Genomic DNA, 12,509 nt, shown 5'->3' on the forward strand with positions numbered 1-12,509 from the left:
TTGGCGCCGGTATGGCCGCGGCGCTGTCGGTGATCCCGCCGGTGCGGCGCTGCGATATAGCAGATCAACTGCGCAACCCGGGCAATAAACGGTGTGTCGGACCCCGGCGTGCACGGCAGGTTGCGCGCCCGCACTGTCGGGGCCAAACCCTAAGGGCACGAAGCTATTTCACATAGCCAACCGACCGTCACCACGCCACCGGCTGTCGTGACATCAACGCATGCCAGAGGCGTAAACCCGACCGTGACACCTGCCGGATAGGGTTGATGGCGGCCGCAGCACCGGCCACCAGGCGGCCGGCGATCTAGGAGGTGTGGTGATGACTTCCTCAGAGTCGGATGAGTCGGACAACGCCGACCCCGCCGTTCGGTTTGACCTGGAGTCCGTGGCCGCCAATGCCAGTGCCGCCCGCGCGCTCGAGGACCTGCAGCAGGCGACGGGCGCGCAGGGTGGCCCGCAACCGCCGATCGACCTGACCGCCGCGGCGTTCTTTGACGTCGACAACACGTTGGTGCAGGGCTCCTCCGCGGTGCATTTCGGACGCGGTCTGGCCGCGCGCAACTACTTCACTTATCGCGACGTGATCGGATTCATCTACGCGCAGGCCAAGTTTCAGCTGCTCGGCAAGGAGAACAGCAACGACGTCGCCGCCGGCCGACGCAAAGCGCTCACCTTCATCGAGGGCCGCTCGGTCGAAGAGCTGGTCACTCTCGGCGAGGACATCTACGACGAGATCATCGCCGAGAAGATCTGGGCCGGCACTCGGGAGCTCACCCAGATGCACCTGGACGCGGGCCAGCAGGTGTGGCTGATCACGGCAACGCCGTATGAGCTTGCCGCGACCATCGCGCGTCGACTCGGCCTGACCGGAGCCCTCGGCACCGTCGCGGAGTCGGTGGACGGCGTCTTCACCGGTCGGCTCGTCGGCGACATTCTGCATGGCCCGGGCAAGGCGCACGCCGTTCGGTCCCTGGCGATCCGCGAGGGCCTCAACCTCAAACGGTGTACGGCCTACTCCGACAGCTACAACGACGTGCCGATGCTGTCGCTGGTGGGCACGGCGGTCGCCATCAACCCCGATGCCCGGCTGCGCAGCCTGGCCCGGGAACGGGGATGGGAGATCCGCGACTTCCGGACCGCTCGCAAGGCCGCGCGGATCGGGGTGCCGTCGGCACTGGCGCTCGGCGCCGCGGGCGGTGCGCTGGCCGCATTGGCATCCCGGCGCCAATCCCGCTGATAGGCTGCGCCGCTGAGCATCGATTAAGTGGGGAGCCCGCAACGCCATGACACCATCAGAGGGGGCCACGACCCTTCCCGAGGGGACCCAAGGCATCATCGGCAGCCATTACCGGGCGCCGGATTACTTCGAGGTCGGACGCGAGAAGATCCGGGAGTTCGCGGCCTCGGTACAAGACGACCACTCGACGCACTTCAGCGAGATTGACGCCGCTGAAGCGGGGTATCCGGCCGTCGTGGCTCCGTTGACATTCCTGGCAATCGCCGGACGGCGGGTCCAGCTGGATATCTTCACGAAGTTCAGCATCCCGATCAACATCGCCAGGGTGCTGCATCGCGACCAGAAATTCACATTTCACCGCCCGATCCTGGCCGGCGACAAGTTGTACTTCGATACGTATCTAGACTCGGTCATCGAGTCACACGGCACTGTCATCGCGGAGATCCGCAGTGAGGTAACAGACGCCGACGGCAAACCGATCGTCACCAGCGTCGTTACGATGCTCGGTGAAGCCTCACATCCAGACGCGCGCGCTGAAGAAACCGTCGCCGCGATTGCATCAATATCTGCACGAAAGTAGGGTCGATTTAATGACGTCCCAGGGGGAAAAGGCTGGTACCCAGCTCAAGCCGCCGGTCGAAGCAGTCCGGTCGCACTACGACAAGTCGAACGAGTTCTTCAAGCTCTGGCTTGACCCGTCAATGACCTACAGCTGCGGCTACTTCGATGAAAATCCGGACCCGCAGAATCTCACCAAGACGCTCGAAGAGGCGCAGTACGCGAAGCGCAAGCTCGCCCTGGACAAGCTGAACCTCGAGCCCGGCATGACGCTGCTCGACATCGGCAGCGGCTGGGGCTCGACAATGCGGCACGCGGTGGCCGAGTACGACGTCAACGTCATCGGCCTGACGCTCAGCGAGAACCAGCACGCCCACTGCGTGGCGGAGTTCGACAAGATGGACAGCCCCCGCCGCAAAGAGGTGCGGATCCAGGGCTGGGAGGAATTCCCCGACGAGCCGATCGACCGCATCGTGTCGCTGGGCGCTTTCGAGCACTTCGCCGACGGCGCCGGTGACGCCGGGTACGAGCGGTACGCGGCCTTCTTCAAGAAGTACTACGACCTGCTGCCCGACGACGGCCGCATGCTGCTGCACTCGATCGTGGTCCCCAGCCGCGAAGAGGGCAACGCAATGGGCCTGAAGGTGAACATGACCCTGCTGCGGTTCATCAGCTTCATCTTGAAGGAGATCTACCCGGGCGGAAAGTTGCCCCAGGTCGACCTGGTCGACAAATACTCGACGGATGCGGGTTTCAAGATCGAGCGACACCACTTCATCGGCAAGAACTACGTCCCGACGCTGACCGCCTGGGCCGATGCCCTCGAGGCGCACAAGGAAGAGGCGATCGCCCTGAAGGGGCAGGAGACCTACGACATCTACCTGAAGTACTTGCGGGGCTGCTCGGACCTGTTCCGCGACGGCTACACCAACGTCTGCCAGTTCACTCTGGTCAAGTAACTCGTACGCAAGACGCCCCGGTGCCGTTCGGCCCGGGGCGTCTGCGTTTGTGCTGGTAGGTGCGCCGAGGCGCCGGACACGCGGACGAACGTCGAGTTGTTGGGCAGAAATGCGGTCGAGTCGCGCAGGAACCCGACGTTCGGTGCTAACCGAGAAAGACGTTGCGACGCCCGGCCAGCAGCCGGTACAGCGTCTGCTGGATCGTCTCGCGCACCTGGTCGGTCAGCTCGAAGGTGACCATCGGGTCCTCGGCGTCCGACGCGGCGTAGTCGTTGGTGTAGATCGGCTCACCGAAGGCGATGCGCCACTTCGACGGCAGCGGTACCAGGCCGGCCGGACCGGCCAACGGGAACAGCGGGGTGAGCGGGAAGTAGGGCAGGCCGAACAGGCGCGCCAGCAGCTTCACGTCGGTGAGCATCGGGTAGATCTCTTCGGATCCGATGATCGAGCACGGAATGATCGGCGCCTTGGTGCGCAGCGCCGCCGTCACGAAGCCACCGCGACCGAACCTCTGCAGCCGATAGCGGTCCTCGAAGCGCTTGCCCAGGCCCTTGTAGCCCTCCGGGAACACCGCGGTGAGTTCGCCCGCGGCCAGCAGCCGGTGCGCGTCCGTCGTGCAGGCCATCGTGTGCCCCGCCTTGCGGGCGGCTTCGCCGACCAGAGGGAGGTCGAACACCATGTCGGCGGCCAGCAGCCGCATGTCCCGCTGCGCCGGATGCTCGTCGTGTACCGCCACCGACAACATCAGTCCGTCGAACGGCAGTACCCCGGCGTGATTGGCGACCAACAACGCGGGGCCTTCGGTCGGCAGGTTCTCGATTCCGCTGACCTCGCAGCGGAACCAGTTCCGGAAAAATAATCTCAGCAAAGGCCGAACGATCGCGTTGTTGAAGTGCGGATCGAACCCGAATTCGTCGACGCTGTAATCACCCGTCAGCCGCTGCCGGAGAAATCCGGCGACCCCTGCGACTTGTTGCGCAAACTCGTTGAGCGGAGCCTCAGTTGACGAAGTCCCCCCGCCGACGCGACGGTGCTCGTCGATCTCGCGGACCACAGCGGCGATCTGTTCGGCCGAGGCCGGGCCGTGCGGATCGGACATCAGGGAAGGATGTTGACGGGAGGCTTCGGCTCTCCGGCGAGCTGCGACGCGACTCCTATTGCTATGCAGGGGAATGACATTCGCTCTGGTTTCACCCGCCACGATATCTACCTGACCCCACCCCATGGAATTGGATTTCGGCTTCCCCAGCGCTGCGCTAAGGCTATCGCGCGACCCTCCATGGAGCGTACCCGATGTGGGTCGATTATGGGAGTCAGGCCACGACCGCGAACGTAGTCGTCAAACGCCTCCGCGGTCGACCATTTCGGCTGGTAGCCGAGCTCGGTGCGCATCCTCGAGGTGTCCATGACTCGGCCATAGCTCAAGTAATTGAATTGTTCACGATTGATCTCGTTATAGCGGTTAGCTCGTCTCAGCGAATCGAGCGCCCACACTCCGAAACCCGGTACCGGTAACGGAATCCGGCCCGCGCGACGGATCGCCTGCGACAGCATGATGATGCCGTCGGCACCGATGTTGAAGGTGCCGGCCTTGCCGGCCATCGCGGCCCGCTCCAGCGCACCCAACGCGTCTTGCTCGTGTAGTAACTGCAACCGCGCGTCGCGCCCGAACATGGTCGGGACCACCGGGCCCGCGAGATAGCGCGACAGGGTGGTGTCCATCGCGGGGCCAATCATGTTGGCCAGCCGCAGAATCGTCACCGCGATATCGGGGCGACGCCGGCCCAGTCCGCGCGCGTATCCCTCGATATCGAGGGAGTCCTTGGCGAAACCACCGCGCAGCGGACGACGGCTACTGCTGTCCTCGGTGAACATCACCGGGTCGTGTGGGCTCGACCCGTACACCTCGGAGGTCGACTTCAGCACGACGCGTCGGACCGAGGGCGCTTTCTGGCAGGCCGCGAAGAGTTGCATCGCGCCCATCACGTTCAGTTCCTTCAGCGCGGCCGTGCCGCCGGAGCGCGGCGCGTACGACGCCGCGGCGGCATGCACCACCGTGTCGACGTCGCCGTTGCGAATCACCTTGGCTATGAAGGGATTACGAATGTCGGCGCGGACGAACTCGGCCCGGCCCATCCGGCGCAGCATGTCCTTGCTCGGGGCAATCGCGTCCACCGCGATAACCCCTTGGATCAGCGGGTTCTGCGCCAGCCGGGCAATCAGGTAGCCGCCGAGAAACCGGCATGCACCGGTCACCAACACCACCTTCGGGTAGTGCATGGTGTTATCCGCGTTGTCGCCGGTTCCGGCGCCGCCCCCGCTCGACGAATCCACCCGAACAGCCTAACGGCCGAGATGATCCGCCGGCGCTATGGCCGCGCGGTGGTCGGCGAGTGCATGGGTGCGGCGAAGCCGGGCTTACTTGCCGAGTTTTCTGCGCTGCACTCGCGTGCGGCGCAGCAGCTTGCGGTGCTTTTTCTTCGACATACGTTTGCGCCGCTTCTTGATTACTGAACCCATGAACTCCGCTATCTGAGCTGTGACCGCTTCTTAAGGACTGCTAAAGGACTTGAAAACTTCCGGGGTCACTTTACCCGGCGGGCAACACCGAACACCAAACCGCCGGTCGCGCGGCCGCTTGAATGGCCACGCCCCACGCGTCGGTCCCGATCCGTCCGCCGGCGTCTCGCGGCGGGCGACCGGCTCAGCCGGCGTCGAAGTAAGACGTCTCCAGCATGTCGTGCACCGCCTTGGCGTGCACGCGGAAGGACCGGCCAACTCGTACCGCCGGCAGCTCTCCGTTGTGCACCAAGCGGTAAACCGTCATCTTGGAGACCCGCATCAGGGCGGCCACCTCGGCGACGGTCAGAAATTGTGTCCTTGCCTGGCTATCGGCCGAAGCTGTGTCCCGCGGCTTACCTGCGGAATCTCGCGCCGATGGCCCGTTCGTAGACGTCATCGCAACCCAATCGTGTCAGGCTCGCGCAATGCCAGCGGCTTCCCCTCCGCCGGCACCCACACGGGCATACAGAAAGGAGAATAGCGGGACTAGTGGGGTTACTGGTACTGGTGGGGGACAATCATTTTGACATCTTTAAATTATTCCGATGTAATTCTTAGCTGCTCAGAGCGCGTTTTTGCGGCCTGAACGGCGGCGTCGACGGCGGTGCGCAGGCCTCCTCTTTCGAGTTCGCGCAGCGCAGCGGCGGTCGTACCGCCAGGCGAGGTCACCATGGCCCGCAGTTGCGCCGCGGTGGCGTCCGACTGTTTGCCCATTGCCTCGCTGTCGGCAGGCCCCGGCTGCTGATCCAGCCTTTCCAGCAGCAGCGCCGCCGATCCGGCCATCGTCTGTGCCGTCAGGTCTGTCGCCACGCCCCGGCTCAGACCCGCCGCGACGCCGGCGTCCACCAGTGCCTCGACCATCAGAAAGAAATACGCGGGTCCCGATCCCGACAGTGCGGTCACCGCGTCCATTTGGGACTCGGGCACGGTCAGCACTCCGCCGACGGCGTCGAATAGCGCCGTCACCTCCTCGAGCTGCGGCGCTGTGACGAAACGGCCCTTGGCCAGCGCGGTCACCCCCGCACCCACCACTGCCGCCGCGTTCGGCATCGCCCGGACCACCGGCGTCCCGGCGGGCAACTTGGACTCGAGGGAGGCGAGCGTGATCCCCGCCGCGACGGTGACGAAGACCTGCTCGGCGCCGTCCCCCTCGACCGCGGAAGCGGCCTTGGTCAGCTTCTCCATCACCGACTCGACATCGGCGGGCTTGACCGCGACGACGATGAACGTCGCGCCACTCACCGCATCGCCCACCGACGACGTCACCAGCACCGAATACGTGTCGGCCAGGTACTTGGCGCGTTCCGGGACGCGTTCGGCCACCACTAGGTCCTTGACCTTCCGCCCGGACCGAAGCAGACCCGACAGCAGGGCCTCGCCCATGCTGCCGCCACCGATGATCGCGATTCTCGCCACGGGAGAAAGCATCGCAGACGGCTCGGCTTCGCCCGGCTACCGGGGCGCGGGCACCAGTGCCAATTGCCGGGACTGCACGACGAGTCGCCCCAAGCTGTCGACGACGATGTGGTCTTCGTCGAACCAATCGTGCCCGATCTCCAGGCAGGTACAGATCACGCGCAGCCAGCCATCGGCGGGCAGGGCGCGCAGGAAGGCGGTCAGCTGGATCGTGGGCGCCCAGCCGGTGCGCTCCACGGCGAACGTCACCGGCGCGGACAGATCGCCGCACATCAGCGCGAAGAGGCCGTCAGGAGCGACGCCGCGCGGCCGCGCCCACATCTGCAGCATCGGCGGCCGCCCGTCGGTGCTGGGCGCCAGCGTCGACAGCAGCGGGCGCACATCGCAGCCCTCACCCAGGTGCACCAGGCCGGCCAGCGGGTGGCCGGGCCCGATCGGTTCGATGTCGTCGGGCGGTTCCGGCGCCATCAGGTCCAGGACCGGATTCGCCGACAGCAGCGGCGCGGTGTCGCCGCCGGGTTCGAAGTGCTCCGGCTCGCCCAGGTTGACCACCGCGTGGACGGCGGTGCGATCACCCTGCGTGAGTTCGACGTCGACGACGCTGATCCGCCGGCCACGCTTGCGGATCGAGGTGATCAGCCGCATCGGCCCGGGGTCGGGTGCCCACAGGAAGCTCGCCGACACCGCCACCGGTTCGTGCCCGGCCTCGGCGCAGGCGTGACGCGCGGCGTTGGCACACAATGCCAGCATCGCGCCGCCGTGCACCTTGGGACCGATGGTCCAGTGCTTGTTGAGTTCTCCCTCGAATACACCCGGATCTACCTCCCGCAACGTCATTGCGGTGGTGAATAGCGCGGTCATGGTCTCCTGAGGGTCACTGCGCGGTCAGCGCATCAGATGCGTGCGGGCGAACTGCAGCGATTCGGCGAGCATGGCTTCGCGCTCGCTGGCCGAGCGGGCGCTGGAAGTGGACACCTCGAGGATGGCGTGGCCGGCGAAATGGCCGGCAGCCAGCAGCTGGCACACCTCGGCGGTGGGTTGGGTGCCGCGCCCGGGCACCAGATGCTCGTCGGCGGGCAGGCCGCTGCCGTCGCACAGATGCAGATGCACCAGCCCGGCGCCCATCCGCTCGGTCATTTCCAGCGCATCGGTGCCGGCGGTCGAGGTATGCGACAGGTCCAGCGTGTAGTGCGCGTGGTTGCCGTCCAGCGGGTCGTACGACGGCGAGAACGCCGAAATCGCCGGTCCCGGCCCACCGCCGCGCCGGCGCATCCGTTCCCGCGACTGGTCGGTCCCGAAGAATCGGTCCGCCCGGAACGGGAACATGTTCTCCACCGCGACCATCACGTCGCTGGACGCTTCCAGGGCCGTCACCTGTTCGCTGAATCCTTCCGCGTAGCGCCGCTGCCAGCGGAACGGCGGGTGCACGACGACGGTCTGCGCGCCGAGTTCCTCGGCGGCCTGCACGCTGCGTTCCAGCTTGGGAATCGGGTTGGAGCCCCACACCCGCTGGGAGATCAGGAGGCAGGGTGCGTGGACTGACAGCACCGGCACCTGATAGCGCTGCGACAGCTTCTTGACGGCGGCGATGTCCTGGCTGACCGTCTCGCTCCACACCATCAGCTCGACGCCGTCGTAGCCGAGCCTGGCCGCGTACTCGAATGCGGCCTCGGCCCTCAACGGGTAGACCGAGGCCGTGGACAGGCCGACCTTGATTGCTGGACGCACTGTTGCGGGTGACGCCTAGCCGGACTGCATCGAGAGCGCCAGCGGTCCCAGGGTGATCAGCGCCCCGACGGCCACCGCGATCAGCGTGCTCGCGATGTCCTCGGTTTTGCGCACCACCCGCACTCCGGCCACCAGGCCGAGGATGACCAGCACCGACAGCACCAGGGCCACCAGGCTGTTCCATCGCCACAGTTGGTCGAACGCGATGAAGAGCCCGGCGCCGAATGCGACGGCCAGCATCGACTGCAACACGGTCAAGCTGCCGTGCCAGAGCGCCTCGAGTTTGCCGGGCGCCGGATGGGCATCCTTGGGTTTGTCCGCGCGGGGCGGCGCTAGGGCGACGCCGTCCTGGGCGGGCGCCTTTTCCGCGGTCAGCGAGTCCGCGTCGGCGCTCTCTCGCTCGTCGCTGCGTCGCCGGGCCACTTCGTCGGCGAGGGTCTGTCCGCCGAACAGCGTCGAATCCGACGCCTGCAGGTAGGAACGCACGTAGGCGGAATCCTCGGTCGCGGGTTCGGCTTCGCGCACGTCGGAGTCCATGACGTCGACCGGGATGTCGGCGTAATGCTCGAGCGGATCCGGGCTCATGTCCTCGGCGCCGGAGGATGGCGCGGGCTTACCGGCGGGCTTCGCGGGCGACTCGGCTTCTGGTGCATCGGGACGGCGCGTGGGCCGGGGGTAGGCACTGCGCTCGGGCCCTGCCCGGGGCGGCTGCGGCGGCGACTTGGGCCAGCGGGGCTCGGGGCGGGCCGCGGGCTCGGGCCGGGCCGCCGCCTTGGGCCGGTCCTCGGTGACCGGTTCGGCGACGACGGCTTCCGAGACGGGTTCGGCCGCCGCTTCGACCTCGGCCCCGGGTGCGGCGACCTCGACGGCCCCATTGGCCTCGTGTGTCGTCTCGCCGTGCTCGTCGTCGTCACGGATGACGGGAATCTCGCCGGTCAATTCGGCGACGGTGACCGTGTCGCTGTCGCCGCGCCGGCGGCGCCGGCGTCGGGTGACCGCCGGGGCGCCGATGGTTCCGTTCCTGGCCAGCAGCTCGGCCACCGAGATGGGCCGAGTGCCGGGGCTCTCGGTATCTGAGTGTGGTCCGGTCATGATTTGTCGCCTCTCGATCGGTGGGTGTTCCGATCTACTGCCTGACCTCCAGCATTGCGCACCGAGGTCTCTACGAGGGCGGTTCCGTCGGCTTCGCTGTCGAGCTTGCGCAAGATGAGACCTTCCCGTAACGCCCACGGGCAGATATCCACTATTTCGATCGACAGCGCTCGCATACTCGCCTCCGCCACCAAAGCGCCCGCCACGATCTGCGGCGCCCGCTCGGCGCTGACTCCTTCCAATTCCGCCCTGTCAGCGGTGGTCATCCTAGATATGAAAGATATGAGTTGCCTGAGGCCGTTGGCCGTCAGCGTCCGCTTGACGCGTGGTCCGGCGGCCGACGGCGCCGCGCCGGTGAGCCGGGCCAGCGACCGGAACGTTTTCGACGTTGCCACCGCGAGGTCCGGGGCGCCAGCTTCGAGCACGGCGACGCTGGCGTCGGCCAGCTCGGCGTCCAGCCAATCGCGCAGCATCGCCACCCGGCGCCGCCCGGGCGGATCGTCGGGCAGCCACTCGCGGGTCAGCCGCCCGGCACCCAGCGGCATCGACAAGGCGACTTCGGGCTCTTCGTCGACGCCGCTGGACAGCTCCAGCGAACCGCCGCCGATGTCGAGGTTGATGATCCGCCCGGCGCTCCACCCGTACCAGCGGCGCACCGCCAGGAACGTCAGCCGCGACTCGTCCACCCCGGTCAGCACCTGCAACTCGACACCGGTCTCTTTGCGCACCCGGCTCAGCACGTCATCGGAATTCTCGGCGTCGCGCACCGCGGAGGTGGCGAACGCCATCAGCTGCGCGCAGCCGGAGCTGAGGGCGATCTTGGCGAACTCATCGATCGTGGAGATCAGTTTTTCGGCCCCGCGCTTGGTGATCTTTCCCGAGCTGTCGGTGGCCTCGGCCAAGCGCAAGGTGGCCTTCGTCGAACTCATCGGGGTGGGGTGCCCACCGCGGTGGGCATCAACCACCAGCAGATGCACCGTATTGCTACCCACGTCGAGCACGCCTAATCGCACGAAAACAAACTAGCGGGACGACGATGCGCTTGCGGTTGCGCCCCGCTGAGGAGCACAACAATCCGGTGTCGGCCGCCGCGATCTTGAAGCAATTCAAGATCAGCTGATCCACGCTCCGGGGGCGCGAGTGTCAGCGGCTCAACGGATACGAATTTTGGTCTAACGTTGCATCCGTGGCGAATTCGCACCCCGAGCCAGGGCAAGAAGTTGAATTGGATTTCGCCCGTGAATGGGTGGAGTTCTTCGATCCGGACAATCCGGAGCACTTGATCGCGGCCGACCTGACGTGGTTGCTGTCGCGCTGGACGTGTGTGTTCGGCACCCCGGCCTGCCGCGGCACGGTCGAGGGCCGGCCGGATGACGGGTGTTGCTCGCACGGCGCGTTTCTGTCCGACGACGACGACCGCGCCGGCTTGGACGACGCGGTCAAGCAGCTCACCGCGGCCGATTGGCAATTCCGCGAAAAAGGTTTGGGCCGTAAGGGTTACCTCGAACTCGACGAGCATGACGGCCAGCCCCAACACCGCACCCGCAAATACAAAGGCGCGTGCATTTTCTTGAACCGGCCCGGCTTTCCCGGCGGCGTCGGCTGTGCGCTACACAGCAAGGCGCTCAAGCTGGGCGTGGCGCCGCTGACGATGAAACCCGAGGTCTGCTGGCAGTTGCCGATCCGGCGCAGCCAGGAATGGGTGACCCGGCCCGACGGCACGGAGATCCTGAAGACCTGGATCACCGAATACGATCGCCGCGGCTGGGGCTCCGGCGGCGCCGACCTGCACTGGTACTGCACCGGCGATCCGGCTGCACACGTCGGCGCCAAGCAGGTATGGGAAAGCCTGGCCGACGAACTCACCGAGCTCCTCGGTTCCAAGGCCTACGCTGAATTGGCGGCAATGTGCAAGCGCCGCAGCCAATTAGGGCTAATCGCCATCCACCCGGCGACCCGGATCGCGGAGTAGCCGCACGCCCCACCCGGGCGGAGGTGTGCCCATGAATGACGAAGTGCGCTTGGCGGCGGCCCCGCGGTGGCGCGGCGAGGCCGGGCGGCTAGAAGTCTGGTACGCCACCCTGTCGGATCCGCTGACGCGGGCCGGGCTGTGGATTCACGGCGAGACGGTCTCCCCCACTCCCGACGGCGCCCCCTATGCGCATGGCTGGGCGACCTGGTTTCCGCCCGACGGCCCACCGCGCACCGAACGGTTCGGCCCCGAGTCTGCTCAACCCGCCGCCGGTGCGGCCTGGTTCGACATCAGGGGCGTGCGCATGGGGCCCGAAGGGCTGACCGGGCGGGCCGGATCGCTCGGATGGGAACTGGTCTGGACGGACGCCACCGGGCCGCTGTGGACGTTTCCCCGCGTGGCCTGGAAGCGCGAGCTGCTGCCCGCCGCCCAGGTGGTGATCGCACCCAGCGCCGACTTCGCGGGGTCGCTGAACATCAACGGGACTACCCACCCGGTCAACAGTTGGCGAGGAGCCCTCGCGCACATCTACGGGCACGGCAACGCCAAGCGCTGGGGCTGGATCCACGCCGATCTCGGCGGCGGCGACGTCCTGGAGGTGGTCACCGCGGTGTCACAGAAGCCCGGGCTGCGCCGGCTTGCGCCGCTTGCCTTCGTTCGTTTCCGTATCGACGGAAAGGATTGGCCCGCAAGCCCTTTGCCCTCGCTTCGGATGCGCACGACACTCGGCTTGGAGCACTGGCAGCTGAAGGGCCGGATCGGGAACCGCGACGTGTCCATCCGGGTCGACCAGCCAGAGGGCAGGTGCGTGAGTCTGCGCTACACCGATCCGGACGGGGCCACCGCGGTGTGCACCAACTCCGAGCAGGCCGACATTCGCATCGAGATCAGTCGCCGCCGAGGCCATGACCGCGTCGTCGACCACAGTTGGTCAGTGCGGGGAATCGGGCATGCTGAAGTCGGTTTGCGCTAAGCGCATGAGCCC

At 66.7% G+C, this 12,509-nt stretch carries 14 protein-coding genes; 5 read left to right on the forward strand and 9 right to left on the reverse strand.

The genetic code is table 11. The features are described 5' to 3' along the window. The first annotated feature begins 319 nt into the window (after positions 1-319). From SKC41_RS03620 to SKC41_RS03630, 3 genes are read left to right on the forward strand one after another with little or no spacing between them, the layout of a single operon-like run. The gene (locus tag SKC41_RS03620) at positions 320-1,237 is read left to right on the forward strand and encodes an HAD family hydrolase (protein ID WP_330976358.1); all 918 of its coding nucleotides are present in this window, start codon (positions 320-322) and stop codon (positions 1,235-1,237) included. 46 nt (positions 1,238-1,283) lie between these two features. Next, positions 1,284-1,817 carry an FAS1-like dehydratase domain-containing protein gene (locus SKC41_RS03625; RefSeq protein ID WP_330976359.1) on the forward strand — a complete coding sequence of 178 codons (534 nt, stop codon included), beginning with the start codon at positions 1,284-1,286 and terminating at the stop codon, positions 1,815-1,817. Between the two features lie 10 nt (positions 1,818-1,827). After that, the gene (locus SKC41_RS03630; RefSeq protein WP_330976360.1) at positions 1,828-2,754 is read left to right on the forward strand and encodes a cyclopropane mycolic acid synthase family methyltransferase; all 927 of its coding nucleotides are present in this window, start codon (positions 1,828-1,830) and stop codon (positions 2,752-2,754) included. A gap of 145 nt (positions 2,755-2,899) precedes the next feature. Here the strand turns inward: SKC41_RS03630 and SKC41_RS03635 are convergent, their stop codons facing one another. The 9 genes from SKC41_RS03635 to SKC41_RS03675 all read right to left on the reverse strand — a co-directional run bounded on the left by SKC41_RS03635 (position 2,900) and on the right by SKC41_RS03675 (position 10,565). After that, complete coding sequence (locus SKC41_RS03635; protein WP_330976361.1) at positions 2,900-3,979, reverse strand: lysophospholipid acyltransferase family protein; 1,080 nt, start codon at positions 3,977-3,979, stop codon at positions 2,900-2,902. Beyond that, positions 3,961-5,088, reverse strand: a complete 1,128-nt coding sequence (locus tag SKC41_RS03640) for an SDR family oxidoreductase (protein ID WP_442931554.1) — start codon at positions 5,086-5,088, stop codon at positions 3,961-3,963. Before SKC41_RS03640 ends, SKC41_RS03635 begins: the two co-directional genes overlap by 19 nt. Before the next feature lie 84 nt (positions 5,089-5,172). After that, positions 5,173-5,274 carry a 30S ribosomal protein bS22 gene (locus SKC41_RS03645; protein ID WP_003402602.1) on the reverse strand — a complete coding sequence of 34 codons (102 nt, stop codon included), beginning with the start codon at positions 5,272-5,274 and terminating at the stop codon, positions 5,173-5,175. Between the two features lie 184 nt (positions 5,275-5,458). Continuing rightward, positions 5,459-5,713, reverse strand: a complete 255-nt coding sequence (locus SKC41_RS03650; RefSeq protein WP_036466538.1) for a cell division/environmental response transcriptional regulator — start codon at positions 5,711-5,713, stop codon at positions 5,459-5,461. A gap of 140 nt (positions 5,714-5,853) precedes the next feature. Beyond that, positions 5,854-6,732, reverse strand: a complete 879-nt coding sequence (gene proC / locus SKC41_RS03655) for a pyrroline-5-carboxylate reductase (RefSeq protein WP_330976362.1) — start codon at positions 6,730-6,732, stop codon at positions 5,854-5,856. 36 nt (positions 6,733-6,768) lie between these two features. Further along, positions 6,769-7,593, reverse strand: a complete 825-nt coding sequence (locus SKC41_RS03660) for a thioesterase family protein (RefSeq protein ID WP_330976363.1) — start codon at positions 7,591-7,593, stop codon at positions 6,769-6,771. 24 nt (positions 7,594-7,617) lie between these two features. Further along, on the reverse strand, positions 7,618-8,460 hold the full coding sequence (locus tag SKC41_RS03665; RefSeq protein ID WP_330976364.1) for a sugar phosphate isomerase/epimerase family protein: 843 nt from the start codon (positions 8,458-8,460) through the stop codon (positions 7,618-7,620). A gap of 15 nt (positions 8,461-8,475) precedes the next feature. After that, positions 8,476-9,552, reverse strand: coding sequence for a hypothetical protein (locus SKC41_RS03670; protein ID WP_330976365.1), 1,077 nt, complete (start codon positions 9,550-9,552; stop codon positions 8,476-8,478). Beyond that, positions 9,549-10,565: a Ppx/GppA family phosphatase gene (locus tag SKC41_RS03675; RefSeq protein WP_330976366.1), complete on the reverse strand. Its 1,017-nt coding sequence runs from the start codon at positions 10,563-10,565 to the stop codon at positions 9,549-9,551. The genes SKC41_RS03670 and SKC41_RS03675 overlap by 4 nt, the downstream gene beginning before the upstream one ends. 173 nt (positions 10,566-10,738) lie before the next feature. On the opposite strand from SKC41_RS03675, the gene SKC41_RS03680 reads away from it, so the two are divergent. After that, entirely contained in the window at positions 10,739-11,524 is a 786-nt protein-coding gene (locus SKC41_RS03680; RefSeq protein WP_330976367.1) for a hypothetical protein, read from the forward strand. A 31-nt stretch (positions 11,525-11,555) separates the two neighbouring features. Further along, entirely contained in the window at positions 11,556-12,497 is a 942-nt protein-coding gene (locus SKC41_RS03685; protein ID WP_330976368.1) for a hypothetical protein, read from the forward strand. The last annotated feature ends 12 nt before the right edge of the window (positions 12,498-12,509 follow it).

The organism is Mycobacterium sp. 050128 (assembly GCF_036409155.1).
Classification (GTDB): Bacteria; Actinomycetota; Actinomycetes; order Mycobacteriales; family Mycobacteriaceae; genus Mycobacterium.